Here is a 21,162-nt window from a genome sequence, read left to right as displayed (position 1 = left end):
AGATGCGATCGGCACGGCGGCCATGACACAGACCATCACCCCGGAGTTGAAACGCTGGATCGTGCAACAAGCGCGCGCCGGCTGCGCACCGCAGGACGTGCTGGCGGCCATGCGGCAGGCCGGCTGGACCGAGGGCGTGGCGCTGCGGGCGATGGAGGAGGCGCTGGAGGAACACGTCGGCATGCTGCCTGCTCGTGCGCTGTCCGAAGTGCCCACGCGGCCGCGCATCGATCTGAGCGGGTCGCCGCGTGCGCTGGACCTGGGCGACCGCACCGTGCGTGTCCTGTTGACCCTGCAGCGCCCGCGGCTGGTGGTGCTGGCCGACGTGCTGTCGGCGCAGGAATGTGACGCGCTGATGGAGGCTGCCGCCCCGCGTCTGAAGCGCTCGCGCACCGTGCAGACCGCCACCGGCGGCGAAGAGCTCAACCCCGACCGCACCAGCGACGGGATGTTTTTTCGGCGCGGTGAAACACCATTGATCCAACGCATCGAGGCACGCCTGAGCCGCCTGGTGCAGTGGCCGGTGGAGCATGGCGAGGGTCTGCAGGTGTTGCGCTACGTGCCCGGCGCGCAGTACAAGCCGCACTACGATTATTTCGACCCGGCGGCGCCGGGGACGGCGCGCATCCTGCAGCGCGGTGGGCAGCGTGTGGCCACCATCGTCATCTACCTGAATGACCCGGAGGGTGGCGGCGGCACGACATTTCCGGACGTTGGGCTCGAGGTGTACCCCCAGCGCGGGCACGCCGTATTCTTTGCCTATGACCACCCCGACCCCGGCACCCAGACCCTGCATGGCGGCGCGCCCGTGCTGCGCGGGGAGAAATGGGTAGCGACCAAGTGGCTGCGCGAACGCCCCTTCCAACCCTGAACGGCGCCACGCAACCATCCGCCACCGCGCTGAAGGCAGGGCGCGTGCCGGCCCGTCAGTCTTTCCCATCGATTGATGAACCCCGAACCCAACATCTGCGCCCCTGCTTCCGATGATGATCGGCCATCTGCCGGCAGCGGGGCACGTCCAAGCCACGCGTGGGCGTCGGCGCCCACTGCGCCGGACCTGGCTGCCACGCCGCTGGGGCGCCCCAGCCCGTATGTGGATACCTATGACCCCGGCCTGTTGTGCCCGCTGCCGCGCGCGCCCAAGCGGGCCGAAATCGGCGTCGGCACCACGCCGCCGTTTACCGGGGCGGACCTGTGGACGGCTTTCGAGCTGAGCTGGCTCAACGTGCGCGGCAAGCCGCAGGTGGCCATCGCGCATTTCGTCATTCCGGCCGAAACCCCCAACCTGATCGAGAGCAAATCGTTCAAGCTCTACCTCAACAGCTTCAACCAGACGCGCTTTGCCGACGCCGATGGCGTGCGCGAGCGCCTGCTGGCCGATCTGAGCGAAGCGCTGTGGCGCGGCAGCGAGCAGCGCGGCCGCATCGGCGTGCGCCTGCGTCTGCCCGCCGAATGGGCGGTCGAAACCGTGCATAGCCTGCCGGGCCTGAGCCTGGACCGGTTGGATGTGGAGTGCACCGACTACCAGCCGGCCCCTGAATGGCTGCGCGCCGACACCGAACAGCCACCGGTGCAGGAGGTACTGACCAGCGATTTGCTCAAAAGCAACTGCCTGGTCACCGGCCAGCCCGATTGGGGCAGCGTCCAAATCGCCTACAGCGGCCATCCCATCGATCAGGCGGGCTTGCTGCGCTATTTGGTGAGTTTTCGCCAGCACCAGGAGTTTCACGAGCAGTGCGTGGAGCGCATCTTCATGGACATCTGGACGCGCTGCCGCCCGGTGCGCCTGAGCGTGTACGCGCGCTACACGCGCCGCGGCGGGCTGGACATCAACCCGTGGCGCACCAGCCACCCGCAGCAGCCGCCCGCCAACGTGCGCACCGCGCGGCAGTAGCAGTTCCTGCTTTTTTCGGAAGACGGGCTGCCACGGGCAGCCCTTTACCGATGGGAAGACGTGGCCCGAGCGTCGGGTTCGGGTGGCCGAGGCGCACCATTTGCTGCATCCAAGCGCGGCTTCCCTGCGTATGACACGTTGCCGGCCGCGGGGCCGGCAAGGGGTGCTCGGTATCGAGCGCGGGCACGTTGTGGTTGTCTTACCAGGAGAGAGCAGCATGTTGGCAAACCAGAAGATGGTGGTGGATGCGTCCCGGCGTGGGGTGTTGCGTGGCGGTGGTGCCACGTTGTCGCTGGCGGCGCTGGCGCTGTTGGCCGGCAGGGATGCGCTGGCCGCCCAACACGCGGCGCAGCCGAGCAAGGACGTGGAGATACTCAATGTGGCACTGGGGCTGGAGCACGAGGCGATCGCCGCGTATCAGCTCGGGGCCAACAGCGGGCTGCTGCAAAAGTCGGTGTTGGAGGTAGCGGTGCAATTCCAAAGCCACCACAAAGCGCATCGGGACGCATTGGCCGCAACCATTCGCAAGTTGGGCGGGCAGCCCGTGGCGGAGAAGTCGCTGGAGGCGTATGCCAAGGCGCTCAACGCCGCCGCGCTCAAGTCGCAAGCCGATGTGCTGGATTTGGCGGCGCGGCTGGAGCTGGGGGCGACGAACGCCTATATCAGCGTGATTCCGGCCATGCAAGACCGTGAGCTGGCCAAGGTGGCGGCGCGTTTGGCGGCGGATGAGACGATGCACTTCACGGCGCTGACGTCGGCACTGGGGCGTCCGTTGCCGGCGGGGGCTTTGTCGTTCGGCGCTTGAGCGTGATGGTTAGGCCGGGCGTCGGCCCGGCCACATAAAAGCAAAACCCCCGACACACGTGGTGTGCCGGGGGGTTGTCCGTCGCTGAGGGGTCTTGTCAAGCGCGACGGAAGAGCGCGACCAAGTCGTCGCGCATCGGCACTTCACCGATGGGGGTTAGCTTCCACTGATCACCCTCGAGCGTGGCTTTGTTGAGCACGGCTTTTTTTGCGTCGAGGTTGAGCGTGCCCACGCGGATGTCGGCTTGGCGCAGGTACGCCGCCACCCGCGGGTTGCGGGCGGCGATTTCTTGCGGCTGCTTTTGTGCCCAGGTGGTGACGTGAAAGACGATGGTGCCTTTGTATTGATTGACGGCCAGCTCCTCCAGTGTTTTTTCCAGCAGCGCGACGTTGTCTTCTTTTTTCCACTCACCGCCGAACGCAAGGTAGAGCGCGTCGGCAGGCAGCATCCGCTCAACCGCGGCGGTGACGTCGACTGCTTCGCGGATGGATTCCATGGTGATGGCCCCTTTGGCGTTGGTGCGCAAAAAGCCGCTGCCCACGCCGCCGGAGAGCGTGCTGCAAATGGCGGAGCGGTTGGCGATGATGCCCAACATATTTTTACCCAGGGCCTGTCCCAGCGCCTCGCCAACCATGCCGCCCGCCATCACTCGGATGGTTTGCAGCTCACCGAAGGTCAGGGGCTTTTTGTCTTGTGCCTGTGCCGCCACGGGGGCGAGCAGCGCGATGGCAGCGGTCGCGGTGAGTCCACGCAACGAGTAACGCATTTCCGTCTCTCCTCTCACAAGTGGGTTGTCAGCAAAACTGGCGGCAGTGTTGCGCCAGTCGTGGGTCTATACGCACGCGAGGTCGGATTGGATGCGTGATGAGGCCGTGGCCTTGAGGCGTGGGTTGTCGTTTAGCTGCGCTGCAGCGGGTGTACAAACCGTACTGGCCCCGTGGGCTGCCCAGTGGGCGAGCCGCCGCGCGGCTCCAAGCTGACGGCCAGGGCCTCGAGTGCTATTTGGGGCGGCGGCGGGGCCACGTCGTTGAGGCGGCCGGCTGCCACAGTGCCCAGCGAGATCGGGGCGCCGCCTCGTGGGATGGCCCACAGTTCCCAGTCTTTTTGCGCCGATGGGCGCTGTGCTGCTGATACCAGCACACGCCAGCGCCGACCGCCGTCGATGATGGCGACGACGATGGGCTGTTCGGGCGCAGGAACGGCGTTGGCATCAACAGGGGTGAGCACGGCCAGCTGTTCTGTGGAGACGGCATCGAGCGCATCGTGGCGCAGCCACAGCAACGCGGCGGCGACGCTGCTCGCCAGCGCCCAGGCAGGCCACAGCCAGTCGAGCCAACGGCGCGCTGCCGGCGTGTGTCGTTGCTCGATCGTGCGCGCGGCGATGCGCTTCCACACCCGTGTTGGCACGGGTTCTTCGGGAACGACGGCTTGCAGCGGTGCCAGTCGGGCTTCCCATGCCTGCACGTGTTGGCGCAGCGATGGGTGGGCGGCCATGAGGGTTTCGAACCGCCGGCGGGCGGGGCCGCGCAGCGTTCCCAAAACATATGCAGCGGCGAGCGCCTCGGCGCGCTCTGGGTGCAGGATATTCACAGTGCACGCTCCCCGCCAAAGGCTTGCAAACAGTTTTTGAGGGCTTGCAGACCGCGTCGCACCCAGGTCTTGACGCTGCCCAATGGGGCCCGCAATTGCTGTGCCAGCTCCGCGTGGGTCAGGCCGTGGATGTACGCCAGCACGACGCTTTGTCGCTGGGCCGAGGGCAGCTGCCCCAGGCATGTTTCGATGGCCTGCAGGCGACCGCGGTCGGGCCAGGGGTGGTGGGCGTCCATGGCTTGTTCCTGTGGCACGAGGCGGTCGCACCAAGCCAGCATCGCTTCGTCGTCGCCGTCCTCGTCGGGGGTAGGATGGACGAGATGCCCCTGAGGCCGAGCGGCGTCGCGCCGCAGGCTGTCGATGGCACGGTGACGAGCGATGGAGCCCATCCAGGTCATGGGGTTGCCCAGCGTGGTTTGGTATTCAGCCGCACGTTGCCAAATGGCGACAAAGGTCTCTTGCAACACTTCCTCGGCAATGGCTCGCTGGGGTTGTATACGCACGACCAGTCCCATGAGTTTCGCGCTGCTGCGCTCGTAGAGACGCTGAAAGGCTCGGGAGTCGCCCAGCGCCACTCGGGCGAGCAGCTCGGCGAGGTCGTCGGTCGTGGGGCGCGAGGGGTTCATGGCCGTGTCATGCGAGGCGGCGCGGTGGATATTCACGCGTGACCGATAACTATAAGGGCGTCGCCGCGCTCGACGGGCCTGGGTGGCACCGGCCAGAGGACTGTGGAGGTTGTGCCTGTTTGTCTAAAAAATAGGCAATCTAACGGAAGGCTTGCTTTATGCGGGTTTCCCCGTATGCTTCACGGCTTATCCACAGCGTCGCCCACAGAGCCTGGGGAATTGGGGATTGCGTGCGTAAGTCGTGGCACTGCATGGCCTTGTGCTGCGCAGACCGCGTGCCGCTTTGAGTGTGTGTTGAGGGCTGCGGCGATGGGGCGCATGATCGGGTGTCGCAAGCGCCGCTGTGTCGGTGGACGCACCAGCGGCGTTGGGACGTCGGGGCCTCAGCCGAGCAGCAGCTTTTGCACCAGTTCCACCGTGCTTGCGGCGTGGAATTTGCGCATCAGGCGCGCGCGGTAGATTTCGACGGTGCGGGGGCTGATGCCCAGCGCCTTGGCGGCCTGTTTGGCGGTCAGGCCTTTCATCACGAGGGCGGCCACCTCGCGCTCGCGCGCGGTCAGCGCTGCGGTGACGGGGCGGCGCGCCGAGACGTCCTCGAAGCTCCAGATGCCGGCGGCGTGGGGGTCCGTGCGGTCCAGGGCCCGGCCGCTGACGTGACACCAGAACGTCTGGCCCGCCAGGCGCCCGCCGACGCGGCGCATGATGCGTTCGTCGCTGTAGTGGCCGTGGGCGTTGAGGATGGGCGCGATACGCTCGCCGATGCGCTCGAACTCGTCCGCGCTGGGGTAGAGGATGCGAAAGCTCTGGCCGACGAGTTCCTCGCGGCTGGCGCCGAACATCTCGCACATGGCTTGGTTGCAGTCGACCATGATGCGGTGGCGCGACAGCGCCAGCCCCACGGGCGCGAGTTCGAAGGCGAGCCGGTAGGCGTCGGTATCGGGCAGCGGCGGGGACATCGCGGCGGGTCAGGGTTGGGCTTTAGGCAATCCTACGTATGTCATTACGTAGTATCGTATGGCTTTCTCCCACCATGGACAGGAGCGTGCGAGCATGAACAAGGTCTATCCCAGCGCGGCCGCGGCCCTCGAGGGCGTGGTGCGCGATGGACAGCTCATTGCGGTCGGTGGCTTCGGGCTGTGCGGCATCCCGGAGGCGCTGATCGACGCGCTGCGCGACAGCGGCGTCAAGGACCTGACGGTGATTTCCAACAACGCCGGGGTCGACGGCTTTGGCCTGGGCAAGCTGCTGGAGACGCGGCAAATCAAAAAGATGATCTCCAGTTACGTCGGCGAGAACAAGGAGTTCGAACGTCAGTATCTGGCCGGCGAGCTGGAAATCGAGTTCACGCCGCAGGGGACGCTGGCCGAGAAGCTGCGCGCCGCAGGCGCCGGCATCCCGGCGTTCTTCACGAAGACGGGCGTGGGCACGATGGTCGCCGAGGGCAAGGAACACCGCGAGTTCAATGGGGAGACCTACATCCTCGAGCACGCGCTGTTCCCCGAGGTGGCGCTGATCAAAGCCGACGTGGCGGACCTTGCGGGCAACCTGCGCTTTCGCCTGACGGCGCGCAACTTCAACCCCGCGGTGGCGATGGCGGGCAAGATCTGCATCGCCGAGGTCGAGCGCATCGTGCCCACCGGCGCGATCGACCCGGACGACGTGCACCTGCCCGGTATCTACGTGCACCGCATCGTGCACAACCCGACGCCGGAAAAACGCATCGAGCGCCGCACCACGCGCGAGCGCAAGGTCTGACCCAGCCCACGGTTCCAAGGAGAGCATCATGCCCTGGACGCACGACGAGATGGCCGCGCGCGCGGCCCAAGAGCTGCAGGACGGTTTTTATGTCAACCTCGGTATCGGTTTGCCGACCCTGGTGGCCAACCACGTGCCCGACCACATCGAGGTCTGGCTGCAAAGCGAAAACGGCTTGCTCGGTATCGGCCCATTTCCATACGAGGACGAGGTGGACCCGGACTTGATCAACGCCGGCAAGCAAACCATCACCACCATCAAGGGGTCGGCCACTTTCGGCAGCCACGACAGCTTCGCGATGATCCGCGGCGGCAAGATCAATCTGTCCATTCTGGGTGCCATGCAGGTCACCGACAAGGGCGATCTGGCCAACTGGATGATCCCGGGCAAAATGGTCAAAGGCATGGGTGGCGCGATGGACCTGGTGGCGGGCGTCAAGCGCGTCATCGTGCTGATGGAGCACGTGGCACGCAAAAAAGACGGCAGCGAGGATCTGAAGATCATCCCCGAGTGCACCTTGCCACTGACCGGCAAGGGGGTGGTCGATCGCATCATCACCGACCTGGGCGTGATGGACGTCACGCCCCAGGGGCTGAAGCTGGTGGAGCTGGCGCCGGGGGTGACGCGCGAGTTCATCCAGAGCAAGACCGGCGTGCCGCTGATCTGAGGCAAGCACAGCGATGCCGACCCCTGGCCGCCTTCGTGTCGGCGTCGCGCTGGGCAGCGGCGCTGCACGCGGCTGGGCGCACATCGGCGTGTTGCAGGTCCTGCAAGAGGCCGGCGTGCCGATCGACATCGTCTGTGGCACGTCGATCGGCGCGCTGGTCGGGGCGGCCTATGCGGCCGGTGAGCTCGATCGCCTCGAGCCCTGGGTGCGCACGCTCACCTGGCAACAGGTGGTCGGCCTGATCGATCTGAAGATGGGCGGCGGCCTCATCGAAGGGGGCAAGCTGGTCGAATTTTTTCGCACGCGCTTCACCGATCAGGGAATCGAGGCGCTGAGCAAACCCTTTGGTTGCGTGGCCACCGAGCTCGCTACCGGGCGCGAGGTCTGGCTGCGCGAGGGGCCGGTCATCGACGCCGTACGTGCCTCCATTGCCGTGCCCGGGCTGTTCACCCCGGCCGTGCGCGATGGTCGCCTGTTGGTCGATGGCGGCCTGGTCAACCCGGTGCCGGTGTCGTTGTGCCGCGCGATGGGCGCGGATGTGGTCATCGCCGTCGATCTGAACTGGCAACTGATGGTGCGCCGCCAGCGCATCGCCGGCCGGGCGGCACCCCAACCGCGTGGGGGCCTGATGGATGCCCTGCTGGCGCGCTTGCGCTGGCGCACGCCTGCCACCGCCGACGTTGGCGAAGGGGCGCGCACCGCGGCTGTCGATGCGCCGTCCCTGCTGGATGTGTTGACCACCAGTCTCAACATCGTGCAATGGCGCATCACGCAAAGCCGGCTGGCCGGCGAGCCGGCCGACGTGATCGTGCGGCCGATGCTCACGGATATCGCGGCGATGGACTTCCATCGTGGTGCACCGGCCATGGCCGCCGGGCGCAAGGCGGCCGAGCAGGCGCTGCCAGCCATTCGGGACGTGGTGGGTGGCTAGTTGTGAAGCTTCAATAGGTTGTATCTGCGGTTCACCCGGACTGCGTCTGGGAGACTGGGAGTTGCCAAACAATCCAGCACTTTCAGGAACAGCCGGATGAACACCCATAAGAATGCCCGACTTACCTTCGCCCCTCGCTTGCAGATGGTTCAAGAGATGACACAGCACGGGCTCAAGGCCTGTGAAGCGGCCTCACGCCATGGCGTGACGCCGCGCACTGCGCGCAAATGGCTGGGCCGCTACCTGGCTGAAGGAGCCAGCGGCTTGACCGACGCATCTTCCCGGCCGAAGCGCTCGCCGCGGGCGATTGAGCCGAGCAAGGCATTGCTCATTGTCGAACTGCGGCAGCGCCGAATGACCCAGGCACGAATTGCTCAGAGCGTGGGCGTGTCAGAGGCCACGGTCAGCCGTGTGCTGCGCCGAGCCGGGCTGTCGAAGCTGTCGGATCTGCAGCCGCGCGAGCCAGTACAGCGCTACGAGCATGCACGGGCTGGAGATCTGCTGCACATCCACACCAAGAAGCTCGGGCGTATCGAGCGGCCGGGGCATCGTGTCACCGGCAACCGGCGTGACTCGGTAGCTGGAGCCGGCTGGGAGTTCCTGTTCGTGGCCGTGGACGATCATGCCCGCGTGGCCTTCACAGCTATCCACCCCGACGAGCGTGCCCCCAGCGCAGTGCAGTTCCTGCGTGACGCCGTGGCGTACTACAACCGCCTGGGCGTGACGATCAAGCGAGTGCTGACCGACAACGGCCCGGCCTTCCGTTCTAAGCCATTCCGGCAGGCTTGCCAGCAACTGGGCATCGCGCACAAGTTCACCCGCGCGTATCGGCCACAAACCAACGGCAAGGCCGAGCGGTTCATCCAGTCGGCGCTGCGTGAGTGGGCCTACGGCTGGACCTACCAAACCTCCGAGCAGCGGCGCCAAGCGCTTCACAGCTGGCAGCACCACTGCAACTGGCATCGCCCGCACCACGGCATAGGCCGCGTCGCGCCTATGTCACGGCTTCCAGTTCTTCGGAACAACCTCTTGACGGCTCACAGCTAGTCGGCTGCTGCCCGTGCACCACCTTCAGCGGCCCGGCCGCGTGCAGCGCGACCACCTTCGAGCGCTCACCGTGCCTGTCACACGATTGTCGCAGCAGACGCGTAAGGTCTCCATGGGTGTCGTTGTTTGACCACCCTGTGAGGACCTGTATGAGCGCCAAGACCGTTTCTCCGCACGATCTGCACAACGAAGAAGACTCCAACACCAGCGCCAACCCGCGTTTCGAGGCGATACTGGAAGCGCGCTTGCAGCGTCGGCAACTGTTGTTGGGCAGTCTGGGGGCCGCCGCCAGTATTGTGTGGGGTGGAGGTACCGCGGCCGCGTACGCCCGGGCGCAGCAGGCGCCGTTGCTCGGCTTTGCCGCCGTGCCCAAATCGCTGGCCGATACGGTGAGCGTTCCCAAAGGCTATACCGCCAGCGTCCTGATTGCGATGGGCGATCCGCTGTTTGCCGGCGTGCCAGCGTTCAAAAACGACGGTACCGACACCGACTTCGACAAGCGCTGCGGTGAATGGCACGATGGTATGGAATATTTCGGCCTGTCGGCCAATGGCACGCGCGATGACGGTAGCAGCAACCGTGCGTTGCTGGGCATCAACCACGAGTGGGTGACGCAGACCTTCTTGCATCCGAACGGTCCGTCGCCGGCGCCGCGGCCCGATGCCGAGGTGATCAAGGAGATGCAAGCGATGGGCGTGACCATCGTCGAGATCGCCAAAGGCACCAACGGTAAGTTTGCCTACGTTCAGGGCTCGCCGTTCAACCGCCGCATCACGACCGAAACGGTGATCGAACTGTCTGGCCCGGCACGCGGTAACGCCTTGCTGCGGACCAAATTTTCGCCCGATGGCACGCGCACGCGCGGCACTGTCAACAACTGTGGCACCGGCAAGACCCCGTGGGGCACCTTGTTGACGGGCGAGGAAAACTGGAACAATTTCTTTGCCCGCAATGCCGGCGACAACGACAAGCGCAGCGCCAACGAGAACGTGGCTTTCGCCCGTTACGGCAAGAGCGTGACCACCGAAAAAGGGTCCGACCACGTCTACCGCTGGAACACGGCGCAAAGCGGCGACGAGCGCTTTACGCGCTGGAACACCAGTGTCACCGCGGCCTCGGCCACCGAGGACTACCGCAACGAGTTCTACTGCCAAGGCTACGTCACCGAAATCGATCCGTATTCGGCCACAGCCGTGATCAAGAAGCGCACGGCGCTCGGGCGCATGGCGCATGAATCGGCGGCGGTGCGTGCCGAAGTGGGCAAGAAGGTGGCGGTCTACATGGGCGACGATGCCCGCAACGAGTACATCTATAAATTCGTCTCGACCCAAACTTGGGATCCCGCCGATGCCAACCGCACCGATCGCATCGCCGTCGGCGACAAATATTTGGATGCAGGTAAGCTCTATGCCGCCAAATTCAACGAAGATGGCACCGGGACCTGGGTCGAGCTGAGCCTGTCCAATCCGGCCGTGGCCAATTACACCAAATATCGCTTTGCCGACGAAGGTGACGTGTTGATCCACGCGCGCATCGCTGCCGATGCGGCGGGGGCCACCAAAATGGACCGTCCGGAATGGGGGAATCTCCATCCCGTCACCGGCGAGCTCTACATCACGCTGACCAACAACAGCAACCGGCGCTTGAACCCGACTGGCTCCCAACTCGCCCCGGATGCCGCCAATCCGCGCAGCTACAGCGATCTGTACGCGGGGACGAAGACGAACACGGGCAATGTCAACGGGCACATCCTGCGCATCCGCGACGCCGACCCGGCTGCGACGACCTTTACCTGGGATATCTTCCTGTTCGGTGCCGAGGCCGACGCCGATCCGAAGCTGATCAACCTCTCGGGCTTGACCGAGGAGCAGGAGTTTTCCAGCCCCGATGGTTTGGTCTTCACCAAGAGCACCGGGCTGTGCTGGATCCAGACGGACGACGGCGCCTTGACCGACGAGACCAACTGCATGATGTTGGCGGCGGTGCCGGGCGCGGTAGGCGACGGCGGCCCGTTGACACTCGACTACGGCAGCACCAAGGTGACCACACGCATGGGCAAGAAGCCCACGTCGCGCACCCTCAAGCGCTTTTTGGTCGGGCCCAAGGACCAAGAAATCACAGGCTTGGCGGAAACGCCAGATGGCAAGGTGATCTTCGTCAACGTACAGCACCCGGGCGAAGACACCAATGTCGCCGACCTCGCCGACCCGAGCAAGTACACCAGCCATTGGCCGGGCAACGCGGGTTATGGCGCGGGTGGGGCGAATGCCCGTCCGCGCTCGGCCACGGTGATGATCGTCAAGGACGACGGCGGTCTGATCGGTACCTGAAGCCGAGGTCGTGCGGGGGCGGGCCCTGCCCTCAAAAGGGGGTGGGGCTGTGCCACTCGCACCACCGTTGATGGCGCGGATGTGGCACCGCCAGCGTGCCGGCATGCAGCAGCAGGCGGGCTGCGGCGTCGCGCAGCGGTGCCGGCGCATAGAGCTCGTCACCGATAATTGGGTGGCCCAGCGCCTGCAAGTGCACACGCAGCTGGTGTGAGCGGCCGGTGATGGGTTGCAGCACCAGTCGCGTGGCTGGGTGTGGGCCCCAATGCAGCCGTTGCACGGGCTGCCAGCGGGTGTGGCTGGGCTTGCCATGGGCGAAGCTGACCACGCTGCGCGGCCGCCGCGGCCAGTCCACCACCAGCGGCAGCCGGATATCGCCCCAGTCCTGGTGGGGACCGCTGCCGGGTGGCAGCAGCCAGCCGGCGACGATGGCCTCGTAACGTTTGTGTACCTGCCGTGCGGCGAAGGCGCGCGACAACGCGCGCTGTGCGTCGGCGTGACGCGCCAACAGCAGCAGGCCCGACGTCGCCATATCGAGCCGATGCACGACGTACAGCGGACCCCAGTGCGGCAGCAGACGGGCGATGGCGCAGTCCGCCTTTTCCAACCCGCGTCCGGGCACCGACAGCAGCCCTGCCGGTTTGTCGATCACCAGCACGTCCGCATCGACGTAGACGATGGCGGGGGGCTGCCGGGCGCCATCGGCGGGCAGCGGCTGGGGCGCGTGCACCGCAGTCGGGGGAGCCGAGCCCGCAGCGCCACCGGCTGGCGGGGCGGGCGTGCCTGCGCCGCTCGAGTCCGGCGGGCTGTCCCAGGCAAGGTCGCCGCGCACCATCGTCAAGCCGCCGCTCCTTCCACCAGCAGGCGCAAGCGCGCCTGCCCTTGCCACTCGTCCACCCCCAAGCGCCAAGCGAGCGTCGCGCGCGCGGGCAGCGCGTCGGTGCGCCCGAACCAGATGGCGTTCTGTACCGTATCCGCCACGCGCACGCGCAGCGCCAAATGACGCTCGCCCACCAAGCGCTGGTGCAGCACGTGCACCTCGTCGCTGAATAGGGGCATCGGAAAGCCCTGCCCCCACACCTGCGCGTCAAGCAGTTCCGCCGTGGCCAGCGTCAGTTCGGAAGCGTCCAGGGCCCCGTCGGTGTTCAGGCGGCGCTGCAGCGTCGCCGCATCCAGCCATTCGCTGGCCACGCTTTGCAGCGCGGCGTCGAAGGTGTCCAGGGCATCGGCGCGCAGGGTACAGCCCGCTGCCATCGCGTGGCCGCCGAAGCGCAGCAGCAGTCCGGGTTGGCGCTTGGCGATCCAGTCCAGGGCATCGCGCAGGTGAAAGCCGGGGATCGAGCGGCCGGAGCCCTTCAGGCAAGGCGTGCCGTCTTCGGTGTGCGCGGGGGCAAACACGAATGTCGGCCGATGCAAGTGGTCTTTCAGTCGCCCGGCCACGATGCCCACGACCCCCTCGTGGAATGTGGGGTCGAAGACCACCAGCGCGGGCGGCGCGTTGTCGGGGTCGAGTGCGTCGCCATGGCGTTGCTCGATCGTCAGCCAGGCTTGCTCGCGCATGGCCGACTCCACGGCACGGCGCTCGCGGTTGATGTCATCGAGCATGCGCGCCAGCTCCGCTGCCCGCAGCGGGTCGTCGGTGATCAGGCATTCGATGCCCAAGCGCATATCGCTCAGCCGTCCAGCGGCGTTCAGGCGTGGCCCGAGTGTGAAGCCGAGGTCGAAGGTCGAGACGCGTTGCGCCGGACACCCCGCCGCTTGCAACAGCGCCGCCATACCGGCGGGCATGGCCCCGGCGCGAATGCGGCGCAGCCCTTGGGCCACCAGGCGACGGTTGTGCGCGTCCAGTCGCACCACGTCGGCCACGGTGCCCAGTGCCACCAGTGGCAGCAGGGCGTCCAGGCGGGGTTCAGGGACGCTGTCGAAGACGCCCCGCCGGCGCAACTCGGCACGCAGCGCCAGCAACACGTAGAACATGACGCCCACGCCCGCCAGCGCCTTGGAGGGGAAGTCGCAGCCCGGCTGGTTGGGGTTGACGATGATGCAGTCATGCGGCAGGCGCACCGCGCCGTCCACTACCAGCGGCAGGTGGTGGTCGGTGATGAGGACCTGTAACCCCAGCGCCCGCGCGCGCGCCACGCCCTCCAGACTGGCGATGCCGTTGTCCACCGTCACCAGTACCTCGGCGCCCAGGGCCTTGACGCGCTCGGCGAGGGTCGGTGTCAGCCCGTAGCCGTCGCGTACCCGGTCCGGCACCAGGTAGCGCACGCGGTCCCAGCCCAGCGGCGCACCCAGTGCGCGCAAGCCACGCCAGGCGGTGGCGCAGGCGGTGGCACCGTCGCAGTCGTAATCGGCCACGATGCACACGGTCAGGCCGCGCTGCAGGGCATCGGCCAGTAGCTCCGCCGCCTCGCCGGCGCCGCGCAGACAGTGCGGTGGCGGCAGATGGGTCAGTGCCGTATCCAGCTCGTCGGCCTGCTGCACGCCGCGCGCGGCGTACAAACGCGCCAGCAACGGGGGCACGCCGGCTCGTTCGAGCGCCCAGGCAGCGCGTGGTGGAACGGCGCGTGGGATCAGTCTCACAGCTCGCTCCACCAGGGCAGTGGGTCGGTTGGGTCGTCGGTGGCGTCGGCTCGGCCCCAGGGCCACCAACGCAGCCATCGGGAGCGGCGCGGGCCGGTCGCTGCGCTGTGCATCGGGGCGGCTGTGTCGGCAGCGGGGGCGTCGGGCGCATCTGCCGCACTGCCTCGATCGCTGGCGGCGCGGCTGGCCGGCACGGTGCCAGCGACCTCGGCCACGGTGCGCGCATGCAAGCGCCAGCGGCGCCAGCCGCGCGTGCCGCACAGGGTCAGGCGCAACGGGCGTGGCGTGCCGGGGGCAGCGATCGCGCTGCGCGCCCATGGCTGCAGCACGGCGGTTTGCAGCCGCGCCCACGCCGCCGCCCAGTCCGCCGCATCGTCCAGCGGCCCTGTGCCGTCCCACAGATCGACCACGGCTGCGTCGGCCTGCGCTGGGCTGGGGCCGCAGCCGTCCCAAACACCGGCGCCATCCAGCCACACGCCGTTGAGCGCGGGCTGGCCGCGCCGCGCCCGCGCGTCGTTGGCCGCGTGATCGGCAAACAGCATCTGCGCCTCGGTGAGCAGGCGCAGCAAGGCGCGCACGGCGGGATGATCGGCGCTGGCCGCCCCCTGCCGCTGCCACCATGGGTCGGCGCGTTGGTGGGCAACGCGGTCCAGGCTGGCGCCGCGCCAGTGGGCCAGCGCGGCTCCTTCCAGGCGCCAGCGCTGCGCGGTCTCAATGTGCAGCGTCAGGCCATCGTCGGCGGCCAGCCGGGCCAGGGCGCTCGCCAATGCCGTCGCCTCCTCGCTGCGGATATCCAGCGCGGCGGGGGGCACGATGCGCACATGGTCCAGGCTGGGCTGCCAGTGGCAGGGGTGCAGCCAGGCACAGGCCACGCCGATGCGCTGCGCGTGCCAGGCCGCCCAAGGCAGAGCGCCGTCGGTGATGGGCCAACCGAGTGCCGTGGCCAGCGCATGTTCGTGCGGCGGGGTCAGGCTCCAGCCGTCCCCGGCATGGCTGGCCTCGACCACGGCGTGCTGCAGCAAGCGCGGCAGCAGCGGCGGCGTGGTGGGCGTACGGTCCGGTGGGGGAGCGGCGTGGGCGATGATCAGGTGAGGGGCCGCGGTCATGGATCGGCATTGTCGGTCATCTCGGCAGCGCGCGGCGCGAGGCACAATCGCTCCTGTTTGCCCATCGGATGCTTGCATGGCCCTTCCTTACGAATTGCTCATTGGCTGGCGCTACACGCGCGCCGGGCGCGCCAGCCACCGCAATGGCTTCATTTCCTTCATCAGCGCGGTGTCGATGCTGGGCATCGCGCTCGGGGTGGCGGCGCTCATCATCGTGTTGTCCGTGATGAACGGATTTCAGAAAGAGGTGCGCGATCGCATGCTGGGGGTGCTGGCGCACGTCGAGGTGCTGACCTACGGCGGCGAGGCGCTGCCCGACGCCGATGCGGTGGCGGCACAGCTGCGGGCGCACCCGCGCGTGCGGGCCGTGGCGCCGTTCATCGCCGAGCAGGGCTTGCTGGCGCACGGACAGGATATGAAGGGCGTGGTGGTGCGCGGGGTCGATCCGACGGCCGAGCCGGCGGTGACGGCGCTCGGCGCCGAGCTGGCGGCACAGGCGCTGGCGGCGCTGGAGCCGGGGCGCTTTGGCGTGGTGTTGGGTGCGGCGCTGGCGCGGTCGCTGGGGGTGAGTGTCGGTGATGGGGTGACCCTGGTGCTGCCATCTGGGCAGTTGACGCCAGCCGGCGTGGTGCCGCGGCTGCGCCAAATGACGGTGGTGGGGCTGTTCGACTCCGGCCACTACGAATACGATGCGACGCTTGCGCTGGTGCACCTCGCGGATGCGCAGCGCTTGTTTCGCGTCGAGGGGCCAACCGGCTTGCGTGTGCGGCTGGACGATCTGCAGGTGGCACGCGAGGTCGCCATCGAGCTGGCAGCGCGCTTGCAACAAGCCGGCTTCGAGGGGCTGACGGTGCGCGACTGGACGCGCGCCAACCGCACCTGGTTTGCCGCCGTGCAGGTGGAAAAACGCATGATGTTCATCATCCTGACGCTGATCGTGGCGGTGGCGGCCTTCAACCTGGTCTCGACCTTGGTAATGACCGTCACCGACAAGCGCGCCGATATCGCCATTTTGCGCACCTTGGGCGCAAGCCCGCGCAGTGTGATGGCGATCTTCGTGGTGCAAGGGGCGGCGGTGGGCGTGATCGGTACCGCCGCCGGGCTGGCCCTGGGGCTGGGTGTGGCGCTGCACATCGACACCCTGGTGCCGGCGCTGGAGCGGCTGTTGGGCGTTCATTTTTTGCCGCAGGACATCTACCTGATCAGCCGTATGCCCAGCGACCCGCAGGCGGCCGACATCGTCCCGATCGCCCTGATCGCGCTGGCGCTGGCTTTCGTGGCCACCCTCTACCCGAGCTGGCGTGCCAGCCGCATCAACCCGGCGGAGGCACTGCGCTATGAATGATTCGGTCGATTGCCCGCTGCAGCCGTCGCCTGCCGCGACATCCGACGCCGCAGCCGCCCACGGGCAGCGCACCGGCTCCCCGCCCGTGGTGCTACAGGCCCGTGGTTTGGTCAAGCGGTTCCAGGAGGGGCGGCTGGACGTGACCGTCTTGCGTGGTGTGGATCTGACCGTGCATGCCGGCGAGACGGTGGCCATCGTCGGGGCCTCGGGGTCGGGCAAGAGCACCTTGCTGCATCTGCTGGGGGCGCTCGACGCACCCACGCAAGGGCAGGTGCACCTGCTCGGTCAGGATTTGCAGCGCTTGAGCCCAAGCGAGCAGGGGCAGGCGCGCAATCGCCACCTGGGGTTCGTGTACCAGTTTCACCATCTGTTGCCCGAGTTCAGCGCGCGCGACAATGTGGCCATGCCGCTGTGGATACGGCGCTTGGACCGCACGGAAGCGGCGCGGCGCGCCAGCGCGTGGTTGCAGCGCGTGGGGCTGGGGCAGCGGCTGGAGCATCGACCGGCCGAACTCTCGGGCGGCGAGCGCCAGCGGGTGGCCATCGCCCGCGCTCTGGTCACCGAGCCGGCCTGCGTGCTGGCCGACGAACCCACGGGCAATCTGGACCGCGATACCGCCCGCACCGTATTCGACCTGATGTTGGCGCTGGCGCGCGCGCAGGGCACGGCCTTTGTCTTGGTCACCCACGATCCCGAATTGGCGGCGCGCTGCGACCGCGCGCTGCGCCTGGCCGCGGGCGTGCTCACGCCGGCCAGTGCACCGTAAGCCTGGCCTCACCGATGACCGCACAAGGCGCGAGGGCGGTTTCGCGGGGCGGCGCCCGGGTGCACGTATGACACGGGGCGGTGCTGGCGACGCGACGGCAGGACGTGCGGTTGATGGGGCCTAGGGTTTACACTAATCAAGATATTCGGAAGTAATCATATACTCGCCTCATGAATCCCGGCGCCTGCCCCCTCAGCGATGAGCCGCCCGCAGCGGTCTTCGAGGCCGTGGCTCGGCGCTTCAGCGTGCTCGGTGAGCCGACACGGCTGCGCATCCTGCATGCAGTGTGCCAGGCTGAGCGCTGTGTCAATGACATCATGCACGTTACGGGGTTGGAGCAGGCCAACGTTTCGCGGCATCTGGCCCGGCTGTACCAAGCCGGGCTGTTGATGCGGCGGCGTGTGGGCAATCGGGTGTTCTACCGGGCGTCACGGTCGCCAGATATCGACTTGTGCCGTCTGGTGGTGCAGCAGGTGATGGTCGGTCAGGCGCCGGCGCTGCCCGGTCGGGTGACGCCTGTGTCGACTGCGGTGTTTCCCGTTGAGTCAAAGGAAGAAACCAGTGTCTGAGAATCTCCGTGATATCGTCGGCCGGGTCAAGCCCGCGCCCGAGAACCATCTCAGCCCCGAGCTGTTGGAGCAGGCGCGCAAAGCACGGCGCAGTTTCATGGCCAAGGCGCTGGCCATGGGTGCGGGTGCGGCGGGCGCTGCCGTGGGGGGCAAGGCCATCGCCGCGCCCGAAGGCGAAGACGCCATCCTGAAGTTGCCCGAGCATTCCACCGGGCTGGGGCAGCCGGTGGCCGCGCGCGGCTACGGCATGCCCAGCAAGTGGGAAAGCAATCTGCAACGCCGCGAAAGCCCCGGCCTGACGCGGGTGTCTCAGGCCTCGGTGAGCTTCACGCCCCTGCAGGGTTTGTTCGGCATCATCACGCCCAGCGGTCTGCACTTCGAGCGCCATCACCAGGGCTGGTGGGATATCGACCCCTCCCAGCACCGGCTGATGGTCCACGCCGACGACGGCATGATCAAGCGCCCGCGCGTCTTCACGATGGACGAGCTGATGCGCCTGCCCAGCGTCTCGCGTATTCACTTCCTGGAGTGCGGCGCCAACACCGCCATGGAATGGGCCAACGTGGCCGTGCCCACCGTGCAGTACACACACGGTATGTGCAGCTGTTCGGAGTGGACGGGGGTGCTGCTGTCGACGCTGCTGGATATGTGCGGCGTCGATCTGAAACGCGCCAAATATGTGCTGGCCGAAGGCGCCGACGGCTCGTCGATGACGCGCACCATCCCCATCGAGCTGGCAATGGACGACGTGATCGTTGCCTGGGGTCAGAACGGTGAAATGCTGCGCCCGGAAAACGGTTACCCGCTGCGGCTGATCGTGCCGGGCGTGCAAGCCGTCAGTTCGGTGAAGTATCTGCGCCGCATCAAGGTGGGTGACAAACCGTGGGGAACGAAAGACGAGTCGGTGCACTACATCGACTTGCTGCCCAACGGCCTGCACCGCCAATACAGCGGTATCCAGGAGTGCAAGAGCGTCATCACCTCGCCCTCGGGCGGTCAGACGCTGCTCGACCGCGGCTACTACAACATCACCGGGTTGGCTTGGTCGGGCCGCGGCACTATCAAGGCGGTAGATGTGTCGGTGGACGGCGGCCGCACCTGGCGTCCGGCGCGGCTGGAAAAACCGATCCTGCCCAAGGCGTTTACGCGCTTCAATTTCGACTGGGTGTGGGATGGCAAGCCCGCCATCCTGCAAAGCCGCGCGATCGACTCCACCGGCTACGTGCAGCCCAAGATCAACCAGCTGCGCGCGGTGCGTGGTACGCGCTCGATCTACCACAACAACGCCATCCAAAGCTGGCTGGTGGCCGAAAACGGCGAAGTCTCCAACGTGCAGGTGTACTGATGAACAAGCGTATTGCATTCGTTGTGCGCTCGGTTGCCGCTGCAGCCGTGGTCGTGGGCGCGGGCATCACGTCCGCCTGGGCTAACAAGCCCTGGGCCGATTTGGGACGCGCGCCGACTCCAGCCGAAATAAAGGCCTGGAATATCGATGTGCGCCCCGACTTCAAGGGCTTGCCCAAGGGATCGGGCTCGGTGCGCCATGGGCAAGAGGTGTGGGACGCCAAATGTGCGTCATGCCACGGCGAGTTCGGTGAATCCAACGAAGTCTTCACACCGATCGTCGGAGGCACGACCCAGAAAGATATCGAAACCGGCCGTGTGGCCAATCTGCGCCTCGAGGCCGCCTATCCACAACGCACCACGCTGATGAAGGTCCCCACGGTTTCGACGCTGTGGGACTACATCCATCGCGCGATGCCGTGGAATGCGCCGAAGTCGCTATCGGTAGAGGACGTCTATGGCGTCGTGGCTTATATCCTGCATCTGGGCAATATCGTCCCGGAAGATTTTGTGCTGAGCGACCAAAATATCGCGGAGGTGCAAAAACGCATGCCCAACCGCAACGGCATGACCACCGATCACGGTCTGTGGTTGCCCAACTACGCGTTTTCTGGCAAGCCCGATGTGCGCAATACACGCTGTATGAAGGACTGCCCAGTGGAGGGCGACATCAAATCGATGTTGCCGGAGTGGGCGCGTGACTCGCACGGCAACTTGCTCGAACAGCAGCGTGTCATCGGTCCCACACGCGGCCTGGATACCACCAAGCCGCCGCGCAAAGAACCGCTGACCCAGCGCGTCTCGATGGCGGCCTCCGTGCCGGCTGCGGCAGGCCAGTCCGACCCAGGCGCTGCCGCCAAGGATTTGCTGGCCAAAAATGCCTGCACCGCTTGCCACGGCGTCGCCAGTAAGATCGTTGGGCCCGGCTTCAACGAAGTGGCGGCCAAACACAAGGGCAAAGCCGATCTGGAAGCCTACCTGGTGGGCAAGATCAAAAACGGTGGGCAGGGCATCTACGGTGCCATTCCGATGCCGCCGCAACCCCAGGTGAGCGACGCGGACGCCAAGGCCATTGCCGCCTGGATCGCGGCCAGTGCCAAATGAGCCGCGGATGAACGTCGCCGAGTGAAAAGTTTCTAAACCCAAGGGCCCCAGCGCTGGGCCCACAGACCAAGGAGCACAACCATGATCTGGAAAAAAATGCTGGCGCTGGCTGCAGGTGCGGTAGCTGCGGCGGGCCCGGCGTACGCCTTGGACGCTGGCGCTGCCAAGGCGCTGGCACAAAAAAACGCTTGCATGAGCTGCCACGCCGTCGACAAGAAGCTGGTGGGGCCGGCGTACAAAGACATTGCAGCAAAATACAAAGGCATGAAGCCGGAAGAACTGGCGGCCTCGATCAAGAAGGGTGGTGCGGGCAAGTGGGGGCCGGTGCCGATGCCGGCGCAAGCCGCCCTGTCCGACGGGGACGCCAAGTTGCTGGCCGAGTGGGTCCTGGCCGGTGCGCCTGACAAGTGAGCAGGCGCGCGTGTCAATGTTCAACCGTGAGGAGCTGGAAGATGAAGCAAAATCGACGCGCCGTGCTAAAGGCCGGCGGGGCGCTGGCGACGCTGGTGTCGCTGGGGGTGGTGACGGCCGAGCAGGCGCTGGCCGCGCCGCGTGAGGCCTTTGCGGCCAAGTCGTTGGCCGATGCGCTCAAGGCGCTGGGTGGTGGGGCGGCCACCAACGATCAGGTGCAGATCGTCTCGCCCGACATCGCTGAAAACGGTGCGGTGGTGCCGGTGGGGGCGGTCAGCCGCATTCCCAACAC

Annotated in this window: 21 protein-coding genes and 1 pseudogene; 15 read left to right on the top strand and 7 right to left on the bottom strand. The window is 66.8% G+C overall.

Going from position 1 to position 21,162, the window contains the following annotated elements; all coding sequences use genetic code 11:
• Window positions 1-22 precede the first annotated feature (22 nt).
• The 3 genes from Tchar_RS10335 to Tchar_RS10325 all read left to right on the top strand — a co-directional run bounded on the left by Tchar_RS10335 (window position 23) and on the right by Tchar_RS10325 (window position 2,699).
• Window positions 23-871, top strand: a complete 849-nt coding sequence (locus Tchar_RS10335) for a 2OG-Fe(II) oxygenase (RefSeq protein WP_144328947.1) — start codon at window positions 23-25, stop codon at window positions 869-871.
• A gap of 75 nt (window positions 872-946) precedes the next feature.
• Window positions 947-1,894 carry an NADPH-dependent 7-cyano-7-deazaguanine reductase QueF gene (queF, locus tag Tchar_RS10330; RefSeq protein ID WP_144328946.1) on the top strand — a complete coding sequence of 316 codons (948 nt, stop codon included), beginning with the start codon at window positions 947-949 and terminating at the stop codon, window positions 1,892-1,894.
• Window positions 1,895-2,111: 217 nt separating this feature from the next.
• On the top strand, window positions 2,112-2,699 hold the full coding sequence (locus tag Tchar_RS10325; protein WP_043698616.1) for a ferritin-like domain-containing protein: 588 nt from the start codon (window positions 2,112-2,114) through the stop codon (window positions 2,697-2,699).
• A gap of 97 nt (window positions 2,700-2,796) precedes the next feature.
• Here the strand turns inward: Tchar_RS10325 and Tchar_RS10320 are convergent, their stop codons facing one another.
• The 4 genes from Tchar_RS10320 to Tchar_RS10305 all read right to left on the bottom strand — a co-directional run bounded on the left by Tchar_RS10320 (window position 2,797) and on the right by Tchar_RS10305 (window position 5,871).
• Window positions 2,797-3,465, bottom strand: coding sequence for a hypothetical protein (locus Tchar_RS10320; RefSeq protein ID WP_052231360.1), 669 nt, complete (start codon window positions 3,463-3,465; stop codon window positions 2,797-2,799).
• A gap of 131 nt (window positions 3,466-3,596) precedes the next feature.
• Window positions 3,597-4,289 carry an anti-sigma factor gene (locus Tchar_RS10315; protein WP_043702023.1) on the bottom strand — a complete coding sequence of 231 codons (693 nt, stop codon included), beginning with the start codon at window positions 4,287-4,289 and terminating at the stop codon, window positions 3,597-3,599.
• The gene (locus Tchar_RS10310; protein ID WP_043702026.1) at window positions 4,286-4,915 is read right to left on the bottom strand and encodes a sigma-70 family RNA polymerase sigma factor; all 630 of its coding nucleotides are present in this window, start codon (window positions 4,913-4,915) and stop codon (window positions 4,286-4,288) included. Before Tchar_RS10310 ends, Tchar_RS10315 begins: the two co-directional genes overlap by 4 nt.
• A gap of 383 nt (window positions 4,916-5,298) precedes the next feature.
• Window positions 5,299-5,871, bottom strand: a complete 573-nt coding sequence (locus Tchar_RS10305) for a LuxR C-terminal-related transcriptional regulator (RefSeq protein ID WP_043702029.1) — start codon at window positions 5,869-5,871, stop codon at window positions 5,299-5,301.
• Between the two features lie 94 nt (window positions 5,872-5,965).
• Here Tchar_RS10305 and Tchar_RS10300 point away from each other — a divergent pair, with 94 nt between their 5' ends.
• The 5 genes from Tchar_RS10300 to Tchar_RS10280 all read left to right on the top strand — a co-directional run bounded on the left by Tchar_RS10300 (window position 5,966) and on the right by Tchar_RS10280 (window position 11,645).
• Window positions 5,966-6,670, top strand: coding sequence for a CoA transferase subunit A (locus Tchar_RS10300; RefSeq protein WP_043702032.1), 705 nt, complete (start codon window positions 5,966-5,968; stop codon window positions 6,668-6,670).
• A 28-nt stretch (window positions 6,671-6,698) separates the two neighbouring features.
• A complete protein-coding gene (locus tag Tchar_RS10295) occupies window positions 6,699-7,337 on the top strand; it encodes a CoA transferase subunit B (protein ID WP_144328945.1) in 639 nt (212 codons plus the stop codon).
• Window positions 7,338-7,350: 13 nt separating this feature from the next.
• Window positions 7,351-8,268: a patatin-like phospholipase RssA gene (rssA, locus tag Tchar_RS10290; protein ID WP_144328944.1), complete on the top strand. Its 918-nt coding sequence runs from the start codon at window positions 7,351-7,353 to the stop codon at window positions 8,266-8,268.
• 96 nt (window positions 8,269-8,364) lie between these two features.
• Window positions 8,365-9,315 (top strand): IS481 family transposase, encoded by a 951-nt coding sequence (locus Tchar_RS10285; RefSeq protein WP_144328943.1) that lies wholly within the window; start codon window positions 8,365-8,367, stop codon window positions 9,313-9,315.
• Window positions 9,316-9,464: 149 nt separating this feature from the next.
• Window positions 9,465-11,645 carry a PhoX family protein gene (locus tag Tchar_RS10280; protein WP_144328942.1) on the top strand — a complete coding sequence of 727 codons (2,181 nt, stop codon included), beginning with the start codon at window positions 9,465-9,467 and terminating at the stop codon, window positions 11,643-11,645.
• A 31-nt stretch (window positions 11,646-11,676) separates the two neighbouring features.
• Here the strand turns inward: Tchar_RS10280 and Tchar_RS10275 are convergent, their stop codons facing one another.
• The 3 genes from Tchar_RS10275 to Tchar_RS10265 are packed head-to-tail and all read right to left on the bottom strand — an operon-like array spanning window position 11,677 to window position 15,331.
• Window positions 11,677-12,477 (bottom strand): RluA family pseudouridine synthase, encoded by an 801-nt coding sequence (locus Tchar_RS10275; protein ID WP_144328954.1) that lies wholly within the window; start codon window positions 12,475-12,477, stop codon window positions 11,677-11,679.
• A 2-nt stretch (window positions 12,478-12,479) separates the two neighbouring features.
• A complete protein-coding gene (gene recJ, locus Tchar_RS10270; protein WP_144328941.1) occupies window positions 12,480-14,225 on the bottom strand; it encodes a single-stranded-DNA-specific exonuclease RecJ in 1,746 nt (581 codons plus the stop codon).
• On the bottom strand, window positions 14,222-15,331 hold the full coding sequence (locus Tchar_RS10265; RefSeq protein ID WP_144328940.1) for a hypothetical protein: 1,110 nt from the start codon (window positions 15,329-15,331) through the stop codon (window positions 14,222-14,224). The genes recJ and Tchar_RS10265 overlap by 4 nt, the downstream gene beginning before the upstream one ends.
• Before the next feature lie 76 nt (window positions 15,332-15,407).
• On the opposite strand from Tchar_RS10265, the gene Tchar_RS10260 reads away from it, so the two are divergent.
• The 7 genes and pseudogenes from Tchar_RS10260 to Tchar_RS10230 all read left to right on the top strand — a co-directional run.
• A complete protein-coding gene (locus Tchar_RS10260) occupies window positions 15,408-16,676 on the top strand; it encodes a lipoprotein-releasing ABC transporter permease subunit (protein ID WP_144328939.1) in 1,269 nt (422 codons plus the stop codon).
• Window positions 16,669-17,442: a lipoprotein-releasing ABC transporter ATP-binding protein LolD gene (gene lolD / locus Tchar_RS10255; RefSeq protein WP_144328938.1), complete on the top strand. Its 774-nt coding sequence runs from the start codon at window positions 16,669-16,671 to the stop codon at window positions 17,440-17,442. The genes Tchar_RS10260 and lolD overlap by 8 nt, the downstream gene beginning before the upstream one ends.
• A 170-nt stretch (window positions 17,443-17,612) precedes the next feature.
• A complete protein-coding gene (locus Tchar_RS10250; protein ID WP_144328937.1) occupies window positions 17,613-18,011 on the top strand; it encodes an ArsR/SmtB family transcription factor in 399 nt (132 codons plus the stop codon).
• Entirely contained in the window at window positions 18,004-19,356 is a 1,353-nt protein-coding gene (gene soxC / locus Tchar_RS10245; RefSeq protein ID WP_144328936.1) for a sulfite dehydrogenase, read from the top strand. Before Tchar_RS10250 ends, soxC begins: the two co-directional genes overlap by 8 nt.
• On the top strand, window positions 19,356-20,459 hold the full coding sequence (locus Tchar_RS10240) for a c-type cytochrome (protein ID WP_144328935.1): 1,104 nt from the start codon (window positions 19,356-19,358) through the stop codon (window positions 20,457-20,459). Before soxC ends, Tchar_RS10240 begins: the two co-directional genes overlap by 1 nt.
• A gap of 81 nt (window positions 20,460-20,540) precedes the next feature.
• The gene (locus Tchar_RS10235; protein WP_144328934.1) at window positions 20,541-20,870 is read left to right on the top strand and encodes a c-type cytochrome; all 330 of its coding nucleotides are present in this window, start codon (window positions 20,541-20,543) and stop codon (window positions 20,868-20,870) included.
• A gap of 41 nt (window positions 20,871-20,911) precedes the next feature.
• Window positions 20,912-21,162 (top strand): annotated as a pseudogene (locus Tchar_RS10230) (thiosulfate oxidation carrier protein SoxY); the annotation flags it as partial.

The sequence above is a fragment of the Tepidimonas charontis genome, assembly GCF_007556685.1.
GTDB classification, from domain to species: Bacteria; Pseudomonadota; Gammaproteobacteria; order Burkholderiales; family Burkholderiaceae_C; genus Tepidimonas; species Tepidimonas charontis.
This window is presented reverse-complemented; position numbering and strand designations above follow the sequence as displayed.

What these genes read in the sequence shown, in the direction of transcription:
- Tchar_RS10335 (WP_144328947.1), top strand. Translation starts at nt 23, where the DNA reads ATGACACAGACCATCACCCCGGAGTTGAAACGCTGGATCGTGCAACAA.
- queF (WP_144328946.1), top strand. Translation starts at nt 947, where the DNA reads ATGAACCCCGAACCCAACATCTGCGCCCCTGCTTCCGATGATGATCGG.
- Tchar_RS10325 (WP_043698616.1), top strand. Translation starts at nt 2,112, where the DNA reads ATGTTGGCAAACCAGAAGATGGTGGTGGATGCGTCCCGGCGTGGGGTG.
- Tchar_RS10320 (WP_052231360.1), bottom strand. Translation starts at nt 3,465, where the DNA reads ATGCGTTACTCGTTGCGTGGACTCACCGCGACCGCTGCCATCGCGCTG.
- Tchar_RS10310 (WP_043702026.1), bottom strand. Translation starts at nt 4,915, where the DNA reads ATGAACCCCTCGCGCCCCACGACCGACGACCTCGCCGAGCTGCTCGCC.
- Tchar_RS10305 (WP_043702029.1), bottom strand. Translation starts at nt 5,871, where the DNA reads ATGTCCCCGCCGCTGCCCGATACCGACGCCTACCGGCTCGCCTTCGAA.
- Tchar_RS10300 (WP_043702032.1), top strand. Translation starts at nt 5,966, where the DNA reads ATGAACAAGGTCTATCCCAGCGCGGCCGCGGCCCTCGAGGGCGTGGTG.
- Tchar_RS10295 (WP_144328945.1), top strand. Translation starts at nt 6,699, where the DNA reads ATGCCCTGGACGCACGACGAGATGGCCGCGCGCGCGGCCCAAGAGCTG.
- rssA (WP_144328944.1), top strand. Translation starts at nt 7,351, where the DNA reads ATGCCGACCCCTGGCCGCCTTCGTGTCGGCGTCGCGCTGGGCAGCGGC.
- Tchar_RS10285 (WP_144328943.1), top strand. Translation starts at nt 8,365, where the DNA reads ATGAACACCCATAAGAATGCCCGACTTACCTTCGCCCCTCGCTTGCAG.
- Tchar_RS10280 (WP_144328942.1), top strand. Translation starts at nt 9,465, where the DNA reads ATGAGCGCCAAGACCGTTTCTCCGCACGATCTGCACAACGAAGAAGAC.
- Tchar_RS10275 (WP_144328954.1), bottom strand. Translation starts at nt 12,477, where the DNA reads ATGGTGCGCGGCGACCTTGCCTGGGACAGCCCGCCGGACTCGAGCGGC.
- Tchar_RS10265 (WP_144328940.1), bottom strand. Translation starts at nt 15,331, where the DNA reads ATGACCGCGGCCCCTCACCTGATCATCGCCCACGCCGCTCCCCCACCG.
- Tchar_RS10260 (WP_144328939.1), top strand. Translation starts at nt 15,408, where the DNA reads ATGGCCCTTCCTTACGAATTGCTCATTGGCTGGCGCTACACGCGCGCC.
- lolD (WP_144328938.1), top strand. Translation starts at nt 16,669, where the DNA reads ATGAATGATTCGGTCGATTGCCCGCTGCAGCCGTCGCCTGCCGCGACA.
- Tchar_RS10250 (WP_144328937.1), top strand. Translation starts at nt 17,613, where the DNA reads ATGAATCCCGGCGCCTGCCCCCTCAGCGATGAGCCGCCCGCAGCGGTC.
- Tchar_RS10240 (WP_144328935.1), top strand. Translation starts at nt 19,356, where the DNA reads ATGAACAAGCGTATTGCATTCGTTGTGCGCTCGGTTGCCGCTGCAGCC.
- Tchar_RS10235 (WP_144328934.1), top strand. Translation starts at nt 20,541, where the DNA reads ATGATCTGGAAAAAAATGCTGGCGCTGGCTGCAGGTGCGGTAGCTGCG.